The organism is Nostoc spongiaeforme FACHB-130 (genome assembly GCF_014698475.1).
GTDB classification, from domain to species: domain Bacteria; phylum Cyanobacteriota; class Cyanobacteriia; order Cyanobacteriales; family Nostocaceae; genus Nostoc_B; species Nostoc_B spongiaeforme.
Genome location: NZ_JACJTB010000081.1, coordinates 1 through 15,680 on the forward strand (window position 1 = coordinate 1; position 15,680 = coordinate 15,680).

Genomic DNA, 15,680 nt, shown 5'->3' on the forward strand with positions numbered 1-15,680 from the left:
GAGGTACTCATTTTTTAGCATTTGAGCCTCTGTTTCACTCTATGATTCTGCTTTTATTTTCTGTCGAGAGTGATTGACTACTCACACCTTTGTAAAAAACCTACACCTGTCAGCCCCCAACCCCTCCCCGCGTGCGGGGAGGGGTTGGGGGTGGGGTTGAATGTACTTCATCCAACCGAGAACCGCTATAGACTTCAGGAAGCGATCGCTCATATCCCCAAAAAAATTTGTAGAGCAAGCAGATAGCCTACTCTACAAAATTGCAGATTATGAGCAATGTTTACACCAAACCGCCAGCAGCTTGAAAACGAGCGCGGGCGCGTTTGTATGCTTGGTTAGCTTGGATTTGAGCTTGTCGATCGCCTGCTGGAACTTGAGCTAGGCGGGTTTGGGCTTCGTTGTAAGCTGTGCGTGCGCTGTCTACGTCGATGGTGTCGCCACGTTCTGCGCCATTGACTAAGATTGTCACTTCGTCAGATTCTACTTCTGCGAAACCACCCAAAAGTGCGATCGCTTGCCAGTTGGTATTTTTGCCGGCACGAACACGCATTACACCTGTATCTAAAGCTGTCAACAGTGGTGCGTGTCCACTGAGGATACCTAGCTGACCAGTTGTACTGGGTAAAATTACCTCTTCAGCTTCAGCATCCCAGATTGTTTTGTCTGGGGAAATTACACGAACGGTTAATGCCATGTTTCAGTTTTCAGTTATCAGTTTTCAGTTTTCAGTTTTCAGTGAACAGTTTTCATGTCTGATGACTGTTCACTGATGACTGTTCACTGAGTATTAACCTTTGAGCTTTTCAGCTTTGGCGATCGCTTCGTTGATATCGCCTACCAAGTAGAAGGCTTGCTCTGGCAGAGCATCTAATTCACCAGACAGAATCTTCTGGAAGCCTTTGATGGTGTCTTCCAATTTTACGTATTTACCAGGAGAACCGGTGAATACTTCTGCTACGAAGAAGGGCTGAGACAAGAAACGCTCAATCTTCCGAGCGCGTGCTACAGTCAGACGGTCATCTTCAGACAATTCGTCTAAACCGAGAATTGCGATGATGTCTTGTAATTCTTTGTAGCGTTGTAAGGTTGCTTGCACAGCACGAGCAGTGTTGTAGTGTTCGTCACCTACAATGTTGGGCTGCAACATTGTTGAGGTAGAACCCAGAGGATCAACCGCAGGGTAGATACCTTTAGCCGCCAAACCACGAGATAGTACTGTAGTACCATCCAAGTGGGCGAAGGTGGTTGCAGGTGCGGGGTCAGTCAAGTCGTCCGCAGGTACGTAAACAGCTTGAATGGAGGTAATAGAACCTTCGGTTGTCGAGGTAATCCGTTCTTGTAATGCACCTACGTCAGTACCCAATGTAGGCTGATAACCTACCGCAGAGGGCATCCGACCTAGTAGCGCGGATACTTCGGAACCTGCTTGTACAAAGCGGAAGATGTTGTCAACAAACAGCAATACGTCTTGCTTGTTGACATCACGGAAGTACTCAGCCATTGTCAAACCAGACAAACCAACCCGCATTCTTGCTCCGGGTGGTTCGTTCATCTGACCGTAAACCAGAGCAATTTTCGATTCGTTGAGGTTGTCTTTGTTGATAACCCCAGATTCAATCATTTCGTTGTAGAGGTCGTTCCCTTCGCGGGTACGCTCACCCACACCAGCAAATACGGATACACCACCGTGCTGGGTAGCGATGTTGTTGATCAACTCCATCATGATCACGGTCTTACCGACACCTGCACCGCCGAACAGACCAATCTTACCGCCACGTCGATAGGGAGTTAGCAAGTCAACGACTTTAATTCCGGTCTCAAAAACGGAAGGTTTGGTTTCCAGTTCAGTTAGCTTGGGAGCATCACGGTGGATAGGTAAGGTTTCTTCCGTGTTGACTGGCCCTCTGTTATCCACAGGTTCGCCAAGAACGTTGAAAATCCGACCCAGGGTAGCTTTACCCACTGGTACACTGATGGGAGCGCCTGTATCGACAACTTCCAAACCGCGTACTAGACCGTCGGTGGAACTCATCGCCACGGCTCGAACTTGGTTGTCGCCCAGCAGTTGCTGTACTTCGACGGTTAGGTTGATTTCCTGTCCAGCTTCGTTAGTGCCTTTGATGGTCAAAGCGTTGTAGATTTGCGGTAATTTACCGCCAGGGAATTTAACGTCTACAACAGGACCAATGATTTGGGTAATGTAGCCTATGTTTGTTTTTTCTGCGGTGACCATGCTGAGCCTAATGATTGAAGCTATATTTCAGATGAGGTCTTTGATGACAAAAGATTAAGCAATGTCATCTTTCACTGTAGCACCGGAAGGGGACATAACTCCGTTAGTAATTCCTTAAGACCAGTGTTTTGTTTTGGAAATGAGGCTAAAAACAAAAAACACCGCGTCAGATGTATTCTGACACGGGCGCTACAAAGTTGAGTGAAAATTTATTTATGCTTTAGCTTTGAGTTTTTGGAGTTGACGCTTAGATACTGAAACTGTACCTAAAGCCCCCAATGCTAATACACCTAACCAAGCACTAGGTTCAGGAATTGATGTGGGAGTGCGCGACAGAGTAATGTTATCCAGGATTAAACCAACATTATCTCCACCAACGCCTTCAAAGGCTAAATTAGCAGTGGAGAGTGTAGCAACATTAATGGTGCGGGTAAAGGTGGTTAAAGCTTGGTTGGCTGGTAAGGTGAATGTTTCGTTGAACAAGCTGCCCAAAGATACAATTACTGAGTTAGTTTGGTTTCTTCTTCTCGCACCACCAAGATCGAAGCTGATGTCAACTACATCTCCAGGATTAAATGTAAATGCTGTTTTTGATGTAATTCTGCCAGCATTACGGGTCGAGCCATCTGTATCAAGATACAGTCCGTTACCAGGGAATAAGTCAAAAAAACCATTCCCAATTAAGTCAACAGTGCCACCAGAAACGTTCCAGTTGGTAAAAGCATTGTAGTTTAAACTTCCCACACCACCATTTTCACTATTAAAGTTGTCAGACAACAGGGTGGCGGCGTTGGCTGTATGAGATGTTGCTATGCCTATGGCTGTGATGGTGGTTAATGTGAGTCCTAATTTACTGAATGTGGAAAATAAATTTGATTTAGCCATACTTTAAGTAGAATGTTTTTCCAAAGAAAGAAGCCAGTAGTAATACGGGCGGTTTGTTAAGTAACTTGTCTAGGGGTACTGTGTTTTAGGGGACAATTACTCCTGATCGGCGATCGCATCACAGAACACGCAGCAAATCCTGGTAAACAATGAGTTTGACTACAAGTTTTGGCTTATTAGTCATGTTACTACGTGTTATTCCTGTGAAGTTACTTTTATAGAGTACTTCTTTCTTCGTAATTTAATAATGAAGTTTCCGTATTTTTACATAAAATTTAGCGGAGAGTTTTAGTTACTGCTAACGTCCGCTTGCGAAGGGAGGTTAGACCAAAAGCAGCACTAGCCAATATACCTAAAACCGTGGTGGGTTCTGGTACTTGTTGTACGGGTGTAGGTTCTGGTACTTCTGGTTTTGGCAGTTCGCCAGAAGAAAAAGTACCTGCTTGAATAAACACCGCAGAATCGTAACGATAATCTCCCACATCTGCAATTGCTATTTTCAGTCGATGTACGCCTTCACTCAAACCCAAGAATTGTGCAGAAAAGATGTTGGTAAAACCATCATATTGCAGATTATAAATTCCACCATCACTGAAGGCATTATTATTAAATAAATGCGGATTAGTGGCATTACTGCCAAATGGATTACCACCATTAACGGTATTAATAGAAACTGGTGTATTAGTTCCGGGGATTAAGGCAATATTTTTACCATCCAAAAAAAATCCAAATACATCGTTATATTGAGAATTTACGTATTCGTTATATTCTTCGGAAGCAAAAACATAATTAAAAAATAGATTGCCAGTTGTGGATGTAAATTCAAATTCCAGTACACTGGCATCAAAGGTTTTTACGCCAGAAATTAAAGCACTTAAGTCAGCATCGCCAGATAATTTGTTATTACTAGATGCACTTTCAGTCGTATTTGGCCCAGATGCCAAATTGGCATTACCAGTAGTGAGAATAATTCCTCTATCTATGCCGATACCTGAAGCTAAACCATCTGTGAAAATTCCAGATGCTATGGGTGCGCCTTGATAGGTAGCATTAGAGATTGTAATCCCTGAACCTAAAATGTTATTAACTAAAACATTCGGGTCACTGCTAGTAGTAATATTGATAGCCTGAGCAGGCGCAGTTAATAATCCTAAACCTAATAAAGAAAATGCACCAGTTTTGAGAAAGCTTTTAAGAGAATTCATGTTTTTCTACCAATCGAAAGTGAATAATGGCAATACTGGTTTTGTTAAAATTTAGGTAAAGCCAGTAAAACTTATGCCATAAAGCTGCAAGTGCTATGGTCACAAACTGAATTTATCTCTAGCCGCGATCGCTAATCCTCAATATGGTGCTGTAACTACACCGTGAAAACACATTTTTTGCCGAATTTTAGCGAGTTAATCTTTATTCTTCTCTCGCTTGTCTATGTAATTAGATTAGTATTTAACTATTTTTTTGGATAGTAGAAATACGGTTGTTTACACAATAATTAAATTTCTAATTCTGTATATATACTCGCAAAAGACGATTTTACAATACCTTGAGACAATTGTTAGGCTAATTTTATCGATAAAACTTTGTAAATAAATTCAATTTCTTCAAAATGTTTTTATATTAAAGTATAAAAATAAAATGAATAAAATATGAAGCGAGTTTTAGATTGATATAAATAAATCTTTATATAATCTCTCTATAAATCAATTTTTTATAAAAATAAAACAAAATCATAATCAACGATATTTTTTAATAATTTTTGTTATTTATTGATCTAGTTATAGTAAATATTTTGAGTGGAAAAAATTACATTCTCAGTGATAACTCAGAATGGTGAGAGAGATTGAAAATCAGTACGATATCAGTCATATTTAAGATATGAACAAAAGAAACAAGAGAGACAAAGTAGACAAGGTAGAGAGATGTTTGTAAGTTAGGACTTACGCAGAATCTACGATTTCTTGGCGTTCTCGGCGACTTGGCGGTTCGATAAATTAAGCTTTTTGCGAATTTTTGCGTAAGTCCTGTAAGTCATTGATGATTGCTGTGTCAGGCTATGAAAATTTCTATCTAGTAGTTCACCAACCTAACATTGCCGTGTAGACCGAGCAAGGGTGCAGGGCGCAGGTCGCAAGGGAGAGAATCTTTCCCCTCCGCTCCCTGCTCCCTGCCCCGAAGCCTGCCACCACGCAAAGTTTTCTTGGCAGACTACTAGTAGACTCCTAACTTATTTATGATTCTGAATTCTGAGGGCTGAGTCCTGAATGCTGTTTGATAAAATTGTGCGATTTTGCATTCGGCGTTTTACTTTCATACTCTTCACTTAAGATAAAGATAAGTGCAAAAATCGCTCAGTCCCTATTTGCCCTAGCTTCATCTCTAAAGTTAAAGCAGAATTTGCTTATGAATTTCTCGTCAGCCAGACAATATTTTTACCAAGAGATTCAGCAACCTGACGAGTATATCAACTTGGCCAAGGCCGCACTATACATTGCCCAAGAAGAATATCCCAATCTTGACCCAGAAGAATATCTCAATGCCCTCGATACAATGGCACAAGAGGTTCAAGAACGTTTACCAACTCCACGCTATCCGTTGCGGTTGATTCAAAGCTTGAATGAGTATTTGTATGATGATTTAGGATTTACGGGCAATAGTAGTAACTACTACGACCCCCGCAACAGCTTTTTAAATGATGTGATTGACCGCCGTATGGGAATTCCCATCACTCTAGCACTGGTTTATCTAGAGATTGCCCACAGAATTGAGTTCCCGATGGTGGGTATAGGACTACCAGGACATTTTCTCATCCGTCCTGATATTCCTGATATGGAGATTTTTGTGGATGCTTTTAATCGGGGTGAGGTAATGTTTACAGAAGATTGTCAGGAACGACTCACCCAAATGTTTCAACAACCTGTCAACCTCAAACCCGAATTTTTAGCCACTGTCAGCAATCGGCAATTTTTGGCTAGGATGCTAACTAATTTAAAATACATATATCTTAAACAGCAAGATTTGGGCAAAACACTCTCTGCTGTAGAACGAATTTTATTGTTATTTCCGACGGCGATGTTAGAAATCCGCGATCGCGGTCTGCTTTACTATCAATTAGGACATTACCCGCAAGCAGTCACAGACTTACAAAATTACCTATCCAAGGTTCCTGATGCTGAAGATGCAGTGGTAATTCAACGGTTACTTAGCGAAATGGGCAAATAAACAAGTTTGCATTCAAGTGGCACATTTCCTAGTTGAGGCTGTCATTGGTCATTAGTCATTAGTCATTTGTCAATACTAATGACCAATGACTATAGGAATTACGCAGACTCTACGATTTCTTGGCGTTCTACCCTGCGGGAAGCCGCTTGCGCGTCTAATGCGACTTGGCGGTTCGATAAATTAAGCTTTTTGAGAATTTTTGCGTAAGTCCTGGACTAATGACAGTCTCAAGATAGTGAGTGTTGGGTAATTATAGCTCTCTGCCTTCTGCTATACAATGGCATTCAGTAACTTTGATGATTGCCACCTATGCTACCAGTCATCTATTCGGATGAGTTTTTGAATCACAAGACGGGAAATTATCATCCAGAAAACCCAGAACGTCTAATAGCGATTGTCACAGCGTTAAAAGAAGCGACGTTTGCAGAAAAGATTGCTTGGCGCGAACCTACTCCCGTTGCTGATAAACCATCGTTGATGTCTTTATTATTACAAGCCCACAGTCCCGCCTACGTCAGAAAACTGGGAGAAATTGCGGCTAGTGGCGGTGGCTATCTTGATGGTGATACACCCGTTTCAGCCAATAGTTATGATGTGGCGTTGTTGGCGGTGAGTGCTTGGTTAGATGGTGTTGATGTTGTTTTAACTACAGAAAATCCGGCTTTTGTGCTGGCGCGTCCACCGGGACATCATGCTGAAAGTGATGCGGGGATGGGTTTTTGTTTATTTTCTAATGCTGCGATCGCAGCTTTTTATGCACTAGAACAACCAGATGTTGAGCGTGTGGCAATTCTCGATTGGGATGTACATCATGGTAACGGAACTCAGGCGATCGTGGAAGATCAGCCCCAAATTGCCTACTGTTCTCTTCATCAGTATCCTTGTTATCCTGGCACTGGTAAAGCTTCTGAACGAGGCTATCATAATAACGTCTTAAATGTGCCACTACCCCCAGGTAGCGATATCACAGCTTATCGCCCACTGTTAGAAAGTAAGATATTCCCATTTTTACAAAACTTTCAACCGGATTTATTAATTGTCAGCGCAGGTTACGATGCTAACGCCGCCGATCCTTTGGCAAGTATGAATTTACTTCCAGAAGATTATGGTTTATTTACTGATTATTGTTTGGGTATCACGCGGAAAATTCTGTTTGGTTTAGAAGGCGGTTATGATTTTTCATCACTTTCTCAATCTGTGTTAGCGACAATTGAACGTTGTTTGTAAATCTAGGGGCTAGAGGCTAGTAGTCTGCCAAGAAAACTTTGCGTGGTGGCAGGCTTCGGGGCAGGGAGCAGGGAGCGGAGGGGAAAGATTCTCTCCCTTGCGCCCTGCTCCCTGCACCCTTGCTCGGTCTACACGGCAATGTTAGGTTGGTGAACTACTAGTACAGCAAGGCAAAAGTAAAAAGGTGAGCCATTGCGGTGGACGGGTTTCCCGGCATAAAGGAGACAGTGCCGTGGTGAAGCAGTCCGGTCTTGGGGGTTTCCCCCAGGAGGAACTGCTGAAAGGGTCTCCCGACTTGAGGCAACTGTCGTCAAATGGTGAACCCGAAGGGCAAAAGGAAAAAGAAAGAATAACGATACCACAAGCTTTTTAGCAATTTCTTATGGTCTGTTTATTTCCGCCGACCTGTACTAGGGATGAAAAAAATTTAGCTTATGACTCCTGAATTTTGCTTCAAGGAGATAGCTTTTCTTTAGTACCTAACATTTGGAAAATTTTCTCGGCGTTATCTAAATCGCCGACGATGCGTCGAATTGGTTGCGGCCAAACTTTCACCAAAGTGGGAGTTGCAGACACTTGATCAATTTCTGCTTGTTCTGGATGAGTTAAAACGTCAATCACTTTTAAAGTGTAGGGATATTTGAGCGATCGCTCTAACAATTCGTGTAAATTGTGCAGTATCCGTTCGGTATTGGCGCTATGACCCGCAATAAATAAACGCAAAACATAACATTGGTTTTTTTGTTGCAGGTTTTGGGTGGTTCTGACTGGTGGATAGTATTTGGGAGCCTTTTCTGATAAATCTAAATTCACAATTAAGTCGTGGTCTTCCCAAAGTTGGGGAAATGTAGAACGATAAGTGCCTAACACCATGCGATCGCACAAACCATCTTGCCAAGGTGCAGCTTGCCAGATTAAATCGCCCGTATGAAAAATTGTATTCAGTAAAGCTTGATGTTGTAGTACTGCCGGATAAGCCTCGGCAAAAGTCCGAATTTGTTGCGTATGGGGATCTAACCAGTGGTCAACTGTGGCAGTATAACAAGGAACTAAAAAATGTGGCGGTTCCGATAAATCGAGAATTTCTTGTAAAGCAGCACACAAATGCAAATGCCATCGACCCTGTTTATTCGGGTCGATGCAATAAATTAAATCGCCTCCGGGTGTAAATAAGGCAATGCCTTTAAAAACTTTAGGTAAAAAGAGTTTAGGTGTAGTCAAGCTAGTTACAGGGGTTGGGGAACTTGGAGGTAAAAAGCCGAGGCGATAACTTTTTACCTTTACTGTAATTAAACTCGTCCTCGGAGAAACTGAGCCATTTCGTTAGGAGTTGGTGACATTTCTAAAGCGATTTCTTCAGTAATGCGACCTTCTTGATAAAGATTGAGCAACGACTGATTCATGGTAATCATGCCGTCGAAACTGGCTTGTTTCATCAATTCGGTAATTTCATCATATTTACCGTCTTTGACCCATTCTTTAACCGCCTCAGTGTTAATTAAGATATCGTGGAATGCAGCTCGTTTACCATCAGTCGTTCGACACAATCCTTGGGCGATGACGGCTACTAACGATTCTGCCAAGGCGACCCGCATCGCATCTTGTTCTGCACCAGAGTATAAATTCAAAATCCGTTCAATGGTTTTTACCGCGCTGTTAGTGTGCAGTGTTCCCATTACCAAGTGACCTGTTTGGGCAGCTTTTAAGGCGGTGTTGACGGTTTCTTTATCCCGCATTTCCCCCACCAGAATCAAATCTGGATCTTCCCGCAAGGCTGCTTTTAAAGCATTATCAAACTTGCGGGTGTGCATCCCCACTTCCCGTTGTTTGACCAATGACTTGCGACTTTGGTGAACAAATTCTACCGGGTCTTCGATGGTGATGATGTGCTTGGCCATTTCCCGATTAATATAGTCAATCATCGCCGCCATTGTGGTTGATTTACCAGAACCAGTCGGCCCAGTGACTAAGATTAAGCCTTTATGAGAATGGCAGATATCTCGGAAAACAGGCGGTAAGCGCAACTGTTCCATTGATAAAATTTTCAAGGGAATCAACCGCAGTACCATTGCATGGCCTTTCAGTGAGCCAAAAACGTTCAACCGAACACGGGCGAATTCATATTGAGTTGCACCATCAAATTCGAGGTTTTCTTCAAATTGCTGAATTTCTTTCTCTGTCATCACTTCCCGTAACCAACTCATGAAAGTTTCATGATCTGTTTCGGGATATTCTGTGGGACTAATTTCGCCACGGTTGCGGTAGCGGGGAACTTCACCTACGCCCAGGTGAATATCTGAATAACCGTTATCAAAAGCTTCTTTAATAATTGCTCCCAAGGTTAACCCAGAAGGATTTTTTGCTGCTGGTGGGGGACTTGCGGGACGATTACCTGCAACTGGTGGCGGTGGTGCAGGTTGAGTTGTATTCCGATGAGCAGACATATCTAATGTTTGTGTATGCTGCCGTTGTGTCGTTAATGATGGTGGTGGCGGCGGCATAGGCGGCACATTCCGAGGAGCAGCAGGATGGGAATTGGCAGAGTGCTGTGTTTCTGTCATATATCTTCAAAATTAGGGAGTTATGAACTTGAATCTGCAAAAAATCTGTCTTGGTGCTTCTAAGGACGGCAGACAGCAGGTTTGTTGCTGTTCCTTAGCTGAGAACTTTATCGCAACATTTCGTTACACCTAATTTGCCTATTAGTATATTTTTTTAGATAATGTGCAAATCTCTCCATTAGGTTAAAAAATCCTGAAGTCCATATAAACTTGTTTAGCACACTGCATCCTTATATATCCTTCAGTGATAATACTTATAAATTAAAGCAATATATAATACATTTGATAAAATGTGAAAACATCCCACTATTAGATGAGAAATTTCTCCGCAAAATTCCGGCAATTGACTAGCAGCTAAAAGCCAAATCAGCAGCAGGTATTTTTTTCAGACAAATTAGTGAATTATGAGAGACAACCCCACTTTTTATAAGAAATATTAAGGGGATCAATTTGAGGGGTGGAAAACATTCTGATGAGGCTGTTAAGAACCAGCTTCTACTCCTTGAGATAGATGGCACAAACCAGTTCCATACCAAGAAATCAACGGAACTTTACATTCATAATTAGAAAAACTTAACTGTAAAGTTAAGTTACTAAATGCTCATTTTTCCTATTCCTTTTTATATACTGGGATTCACTGAAACAATCAGTTGATTCGCCAACAGCGTTATCTCACTGATATTAAATTGATTGCTGTGTACTTAGGAGGAAAAGTCATGGTTTCGGCTCAAGGCTCTAATCTCGGAAAGACCTACTCCTTAATGATGATTAAAAGCTTCTTGATATGGACTTTCACGTTGGCAGTATGTTTGTTAGTTGTCGGTTTTCCATTAGTTGTTTTGATGGCTACGGTCGGATGTCTGTTGTCGATTGTTTTACAATCTGTCATGCCTGTTAGTGCGGTTTTACTAGTAGGCGGTGGGTTAATTTTGTTCAATATTTTGGCAGTGGCGATCGCAGCTGGTGTTCTCACCCTCAAAGGTGTACATCCCAGTGACATCAAATGGTTAAGCTGGTTACATGGAGAGACTGAAGAATTACAACAGACCTCTGTATATGCAGCTTGCCCTTTAACTTGTGAAATCAAATAAAACTATTGCGTTAAACACGACAAACAGTACATCTGCCCGGTTCAGCCGGGTTTTTTCATTTTTAGTCCTTAGTCATTTGTCATTTGTCATTTGTAGGGATGAAACATTTACTATTGACCAATGACCCATGACCAATGACTACCAGCCATGACAAATAAAAAGCGAGTTGGCATTATTTTAGGTACACGTCCAGAGGCGATTAAACTAGCGCCTGTGATTCAGGTTTTCCAAGAATCTCCTGAATTTGCGTTGCAAGTAATTTTAACTGGACAGCATCGTGAAATGGTTGAACAAGTAATGCAACTGTTTAACCTCAAAGCCGATGATGACTTAGAGATTATGCAGCCAAAACAATCTTTAAGTGATATTACTTGCCGCAGTTTGCGCGGACTAGAAGAGTTATTTCAAAAAAGTAAGCCAGATTTAGTCATTGTCCAAGGAGATACAACCACAGCTTTTGCCGCAGCCTTGGCAGCTTTTTATCAAAAAATTCCTGTGGGTCATGTCGAAGCCGGGTTAAGAACGGATAATATTTACAATCCTTATCCAGAAGAAGCGAATCGCAGATTAATTTCGCAAATTACGCAACTGCATTTTGCGCCAACAACTTTGGCGGTAGAGAATTTGCAACGTTCTGGAGTATTGGGCGAAATTCACTTGACTGGGAATACAGTGATTGATGCACTGTTGAATGTGGCGGCGAGTCAGCCAGCTTGTAATGTCCCTGGGTTGAATTGGAATGAATATCGCGTGTTGTTGTCCACAGTTCACCGCCGGGAAAATTGGGGAGAACCATTACAAGCGATCGCCCAAGGTTTTCTGCAAATATTAGATAAGTTTCCTGATACTGCTTTGGTGTTACCACTGCATCGCAACCCCACAGTTAGGGAACCATTGCAAGCATTATTAGGGCAACATCCGCGCGTATTTTTGACCGAACCTTTAGATTATGCCGAATTGGTGGGTGCAATTGGGCGATCGCATTTTTTATTAACTGACTCTGGTGGTTTGCAAGAAGAAGCACCAAGTTTAGGTAAACCAGTGTTAGTTTTGCGAGAAACCACAGAACGTCCTGAAGCTGTAACGGCGGGTACAGCTAAACTAGTCGGGACTGAAAGCGCGAGTATTTTGGCGGCGGCGGCTGAGTTATTGAGTAATTGTGCGGCGTATGATGCAATGGCTAATGCAATTAATCCCTTCGGTGATGGCCATGCTGCTGAGAGAATTTTGCAAATTGTAAAGAATTATTTGGGAGTGGGTTGATAAATAGGGAGAGGCAAAATGCCTTTCCCAAAAAAATAATTTATTTGCACAAATTATGAGTACTCAAATCCAAATATTTGTAGAGTTTCTACAAGATGGACAATGGACAGCAGTGCTAAAACCAAAAGGTCGGGGTCTAAAAAAATCAACAGCAGAATTTTCACCTCTAGAAAAAATAGATATCGGCACACACTATGAGTTTTTTGCTGTTCTAGCTGGTGTCCGTCGAGAAAGATTTTTACAGTGGTATGGTGCAGATATCAGACCTATATCTCGATCACGAGGTCTTCCACAAGACCTTTCACCTTTTTTGAAATCACATATTCAAGATGATGATTGTTGGGATGCTTCTTGGCTTATAGTTCAAGAATTGCTCAATTTTGATTGGGAAAAACCCATTACATTTTACGGCTTGGTTGAACCACAGTACGCAAACTTGTTTTCTAGTAATCAATCATTTCCTTACGAACAATGGACAGAGGAAGCGAAATTATATTCTCTAAACTCGAATTATCTTCCTAAATCGGATAATGTACAAGTCAGTTGGGTAGAAAGTTATAGAGAATTTGTTGGTTCTGAATTTCTTGATTATTTTTTTGAGAAACTCTTAGCTTTAGGTTCCCCAAAAGAAGTGAGGATTATTTTTTACTTTTATTAGTTACAAAACTTAAACTATCCTGCTTGATTGGTTTGTAACCAGTTGTGTAAATCAGCGATCGCACTCAAATCTCATAAAGCCTCGCCCTATGTGATCGTCTGTAGTAATTTAACTTATATTATGCTTTTTGATTACTTTCATTTTGCCTTTACCAAAAATTAAATTTGGCTGTACGAATTATGGGTACTGATATTAAAATATTTTCAGAACGTCTACAGGATGGACAATGGACACTATTATCAATAACTGAGGATTTAAGTAAGGAGTCACATCAAGATTTATCTACTTTAGAAATCATAGATATCGGCAGACCTTATGGGTTTTTTGCTGTTCTAGCAGGTGTGCGCCGGGAAAGATTTTTAAAGTTGTATGGTGTAGATATTATACCTATATCTCGACCACGAGGGTTGCCAAAAGACCTTTCACCTTTCTTAAAAACTTATATTGAAATTGAAGATGATAATTGTTGGAATGCGTCTTGGCTTTTGGTTCAAGAACTGATTAGTTTTAATTGGGAAAAACTCATTAAATTTTACGGCTTGGTTGAACCACAGTACGCAAACTTGTTTTCTAGTAATCAACCATTTCCTTACGAACAATGGCCAGAAAACGCGCACTGCTATTCTCTAAACTCGAATTATCTTCCTAAATCGGATATTGTACAAGTCAGTTGGGTAGAAAGTTATAGAGGATTTGTTGGTTCTGAATTTCTTGATTATTTTTTTGAGAAACTCTTAGCTTTAGGTTCACCAAAAGAAGTGAGGATTATTTTTTACTTTTATTAGTTACAAAACTTAAACTATTCTGTTTGATTGGCTTGTAACCAACTGAGTAAATTAGCGATCGCACTAAAATCTCATAAAGCCTCACCCTATGCGATCGCCTGTGGTAGTTTAATTCACAAGTTAAACTATACTGCTTGATTGGCTTGTAACCAGTTGAGTAAGTCAGCGATCGCACTAAAATCTAATAAAGCCTCACTCAGTGCTTCCAATTGTTCTAAAGAAAGACTTTGAACTTGTTGACGAACTTCGTCGGGTAAATTTCCCACCCGCCTTTGCAGTTGTCGTAAGACAAGTATTTGTGTTTGTTCCTGTTTACCTTCCTGTTTACCTTCCTGTTTACCTTCCTGTTTACCTTCTTCCTTGCCTCTTTCGTAGCCAATGCGCTCGCCTGTGGTTATGTAAGGCATAGTAAGCTCCTGCTCGAATAACTTAAAGTTTTGCCAAAATTCTGTTTCTAATGCTTTTGGTAAAATCATAACCCAATCGATAAAACGATAGAGGTTACGAATGTCTCTTTCTTCTAGCCCTTTTTCGTAGAGTCGGCGAATTAAGCTGAATTTCCAATTTTTCCTTTCTCCTGGCTGTTTGCTGGTTTGCTGCGTTTTTAAATGCGCCATGACAACTGTCGCAAAAGGATTATCGCTGGTTTCTAATTCTGTCCAGCGATTTTGATAATCCAGTAATTTGACAGTGCCGAATTGAAAAACCAGACTGCAATCAGGATAATTGTAACTGTATTGATTCGGTCTCCAAGTAGAGTCAGCGTCACACAAAATTGCTAGGCTGATGGCTGGTTTGGCAAATTTATCAAAAATTCGCAGGTTGTACAAAAACATCCTTTCGGCGAAGTTATCTTCTGGTTTCGCCTGAATTTCGACATGAATTAACAGCCAAACTTCTTCCCCATCAATTTGCCAAACTTTGACTAATTTATCTGCATATCTTCTGCCAAGTTCGGCTTCGCGGGCTATTTGATTAAAGTCAACGACTCCCTCACGAGAGCCGTTGCTCTCCAAAACCGTGCTTAACAGTTTCCCGTTACACGGCTCCTCAGTGAAAAGGTGTTTGTCATACATACCTCATTACCCATTTATCCATGACTTTTTCAAGTCTTTTGGTGGGCTTAGGCTTGGCACTGTTACAGCCAGATTTAGTGCCATGACTGCCATCATTAGCAGTTTTTGTATCATGGCAATGTCTATGAAGAAGTTGCAGATTAGGAAAAGAATTCTTGCCACCAAGTGATTTAGGAATTCTATGGTCAACTTCCATCACATCATTCTCACGAAAAAACAAACCGCAGTGGGTACACTTTCCATGTTGCTGTTTCAGGAGTTTGGCTACCTGAGCAGGAACAAGTGGATTTTTATCCATTCTTGTACTCCAATAAACTAGGTTGCCGTCGTATGGAGACGATGAGCCTCTAACTTTTACATGGCGCACAATCGGGGTGTGGTCATGTTTGAGTAAACAAAGCGAATATTTCCCTTCGCTGTTGCTGGCAAAGACCCAGTTGTCACCGCCTACTGATTGCCAGTATCTTTTTGACACCCAATCATGATTCTTTTTGGGATGACGGTGTTTTGCCCAAGCCCTCAGCTTTTGGTACACCAAGTAATCCATTCGTGAATAGATTTCCTTGCTAATACCAAGTCTAAATGAGCGTGCATAGAACTGTAGAATAAAGAACATGGAAGAAAAAGACTCATGAGGAAGCAATGGCACGCCCTTTCAATCTAGAAGTTCAAGAAAGTGCTG

Annotated in this window: 15 protein-coding genes; 7 read left to right on the plus strand and 8 right to left on the minus strand. The window is 41.4% G+C overall.

All coding sequences use genetic code 11. From position 1 onward, the window contains the following. Positions 1-280 precede the first annotated feature (280 nt). The 4 genes from atpC to H6G74_RS30135 form a co-directional block, all read right to left on the minus strand. Positions 281-694, minus strand: coding sequence for an ATP synthase F1 subunit epsilon (atpC, locus tag H6G74_RS30120; RefSeq protein ID WP_190971184.1), 414 nt, complete (start codon positions 692-694; stop codon positions 281-283). A gap of 93 nt (positions 695-787) precedes the next feature. Beyond that, the gene (gene atpD / locus H6G74_RS30125; RefSeq protein ID WP_190971185.1) at positions 788-2,233 is read right to left on the minus strand and encodes a F0F1 ATP synthase subunit beta; all 1,446 of its coding nucleotides are present in this window, start codon (positions 2,231-2,233) and stop codon (positions 788-790) included. Between the two features lie 213 nt (positions 2,234-2,446). Continuing rightward, positions 2,447-3,118: a PEP-CTERM sorting domain-containing protein gene (locus tag H6G74_RS30130; RefSeq protein ID WP_190971186.1), complete on the minus strand. Its 672-nt coding sequence runs from the start codon at positions 3,116-3,118 to the stop codon at positions 2,447-2,449. Between the two features lie 275 nt (positions 3,119-3,393). Beyond that, a complete protein-coding gene (locus H6G74_RS30135; RefSeq protein ID WP_190971187.1) occupies positions 3,394-4,323 on the minus strand; it encodes a choice-of-anchor L family PEP-CTERM protein in 930 nt (309 codons plus the stop codon). 1,195 nt (positions 4,324-5,518) lie between these two features. Between H6G74_RS30135 and H6G74_RS30140 the strand changes: the two genes are divergently transcribed. The 3 genes from H6G74_RS30140 (at position 5,519) to H6G74_RS30145 (ending at position 7,564) form a co-directional block, all read left to right on the plus strand. Further along, on the plus strand, positions 5,519-6,337 hold the full coding sequence (locus tag H6G74_RS30140) for a SirB1 family protein (RefSeq protein ID WP_190971188.1): 819 nt from the start codon (positions 5,519-5,521) through the stop codon (positions 6,335-6,337). Between the two features lie 78 nt (positions 6,338-6,415). Continuing rightward, entirely contained in the window at positions 6,416-6,544 is a 129-nt protein-coding gene (locus H6G74_RS31695) for a hypothetical protein (protein ID WP_277927190.1), read from the plus strand. Positions 6,545-6,646: 102 nt separating this feature from the next. Then, positions 6,647-7,564, plus strand: a complete 918-nt coding sequence (locus tag H6G74_RS30145) for a histone deacetylase family protein (RefSeq protein ID WP_190971189.1) — start codon at positions 6,647-6,649, stop codon at positions 7,562-7,564. 453 nt (positions 7,565-8,017) lie between these two features. Here H6G74_RS30145 and H6G74_RS30150 read toward each other — a convergent pair whose 3' ends face one another. Together H6G74_RS30150 and H6G74_RS30155 are read right to left on the minus strand one after the other, a co-directional pair. Next, complete coding sequence (locus tag H6G74_RS30150; RefSeq protein WP_190971190.1) at positions 8,018-8,785, minus strand: circadian clock KaiB family protein; 768 nt, start codon at positions 8,783-8,785, stop codon at positions 8,018-8,020. A gap of 68 nt (positions 8,786-8,853) precedes the next feature. Further along, positions 8,854-10,125, minus strand: coding sequence for a type IV pilus twitching motility protein PilT (locus H6G74_RS30155; RefSeq protein ID WP_190971191.1), 1,272 nt, complete (start codon positions 10,123-10,125; stop codon positions 8,854-8,856). A gap of 716 nt (positions 10,126-10,841) precedes the next feature. Between H6G74_RS30155 and H6G74_RS30160 the strand changes: the two genes are divergently transcribed. The 4 genes from H6G74_RS30160 (at position 10,842) to H6G74_RS30175 (ending at position 13,922) form a co-directional block, all read left to right on the plus strand. Beyond that, on the plus strand, positions 10,842-11,216 hold the full coding sequence (locus H6G74_RS30160; RefSeq protein WP_190971192.1) for a hypothetical protein: 375 nt from the start codon (positions 10,842-10,844) through the stop codon (positions 11,214-11,216). Positions 11,217-11,363: 147 nt separating this feature from the next. After that, on the plus strand, positions 11,364-12,479 hold the full coding sequence (gene wecB / locus H6G74_RS30165; protein ID WP_190971193.1) for a non-hydrolyzing UDP-N-acetylglucosamine 2-epimerase: 1,116 nt from the start codon (positions 11,364-11,366) through the stop codon (positions 12,477-12,479). 55 nt (positions 12,480-12,534) lie between these two features. Further along, positions 12,535-13,137, plus strand: coding sequence for a hypothetical protein (locus H6G74_RS30170; protein ID WP_190971194.1), 603 nt, complete (start codon positions 12,535-12,537; stop codon positions 13,135-13,137). 179 nt (positions 13,138-13,316) lie between these two features. Continuing rightward, positions 13,317-13,922, plus strand: a complete 606-nt coding sequence (locus H6G74_RS30175; RefSeq protein WP_190971195.1) for a hypothetical protein — start codon at positions 13,317-13,319, stop codon at positions 13,920-13,922. A gap of 125 nt (positions 13,923-14,047) precedes the next feature. Here the strand turns inward: H6G74_RS30175 and H6G74_RS30180 are convergent, their stop codons facing one another. After that, positions 14,048-14,998 carry a DUF4351 domain-containing protein gene (locus H6G74_RS30180; RefSeq protein ID WP_242051389.1) on the minus strand — a complete coding sequence of 317 codons (951 nt, stop codon included), beginning with the start codon at positions 14,996-14,998 and terminating at the stop codon, positions 14,048-14,050. Next, positions 14,991-15,641, minus strand: a complete 651-nt coding sequence (locus tag H6G74_RS30185; RefSeq protein ID WP_242051390.1) for an HNH endonuclease — start codon at positions 15,639-15,641, stop codon at positions 14,991-14,993. The genes H6G74_RS30180 and H6G74_RS30185 overlap by 8 nt, the downstream gene beginning before the upstream one ends. Positions 15,642-15,680 lie beyond the last annotated feature (39 nt).

Bases quoted from the DNA above. Each gene is read 5' to 3' on its own strand.
- atpC (WP_190971184.1), bottom strand. From the start codon at position 694: ATGGCATTAACCGTTCGTGTAATTTCCCCAGACAAAACAATCTGGGAT.
- atpD (WP_190971185.1), bottom strand. From the start codon at position 2,233: ATGGTCACCGCAGAAAAAACAAACATAGGCTACATTACCCAAATCATT.
- H6G74_RS30130 (WP_190971186.1), bottom strand. From the start codon at position 3,118: ATGGCTAAATCAAATTTATTTTCCACATTCAGTAAATTAGGACTCACA.
- H6G74_RS30135 (WP_190971187.1), bottom strand. From the start codon at position 4,323: ATGAATTCTCTTAAAAGCTTTCTCAAAACTGGTGCATTTTCTTTATTA.
- H6G74_RS30140 (WP_190971188.1), top strand. From the start codon at position 5,519: ATGAATTTCTCGTCAGCCAGACAATATTTTTACCAAGAGATTCAGCAA.
- H6G74_RS31695 (WP_277927190.1), top strand. From the start codon at position 6,416: ATGACCAATGACTATAGGAATTACGCAGACTCTACGATTTCTTGGCGT.
- H6G74_RS30145 (WP_190971189.1), top strand. From the start codon at position 6,647: ATGCTACCAGTCATCTATTCGGATGAGTTTTTGAATCACAAGACGGGA.
- H6G74_RS30155 (WP_190971191.1), bottom strand. From the start codon at position 10,125: ATGACAGAAACACAGCACTCTGCCAATTCCCATCCTGCTGCTCCTCGG.
- H6G74_RS30160 (WP_190971192.1), top strand. From the start codon at position 10,842: ATGGTTTCGGCTCAAGGCTCTAATCTCGGAAAGACCTACTCCTTAATG.
- wecB (WP_190971193.1), top strand. From the start codon at position 11,364: ATGACAAATAAAAAGCGAGTTGGCATTATTTTAGGTACACGTCCAGAG.
- H6G74_RS30170 (WP_190971194.1), top strand. From the start codon at position 12,535: ATGAGTACTCAAATCCAAATATTTGTAGAGTTTCTACAAGATGGACAA.
- H6G74_RS30175 (WP_190971195.1), top strand. From the start codon at position 13,317: ATGGGTACTGATATTAAAATATTTTCAGAACGTCTACAGGATGGACAA.
- H6G74_RS30180 (WP_242051389.1), bottom strand. From the start codon at position 14,998: ATGTATGACAAACACCTTTTCACTGAGGAGCCGTGTAACGGGAAACTG.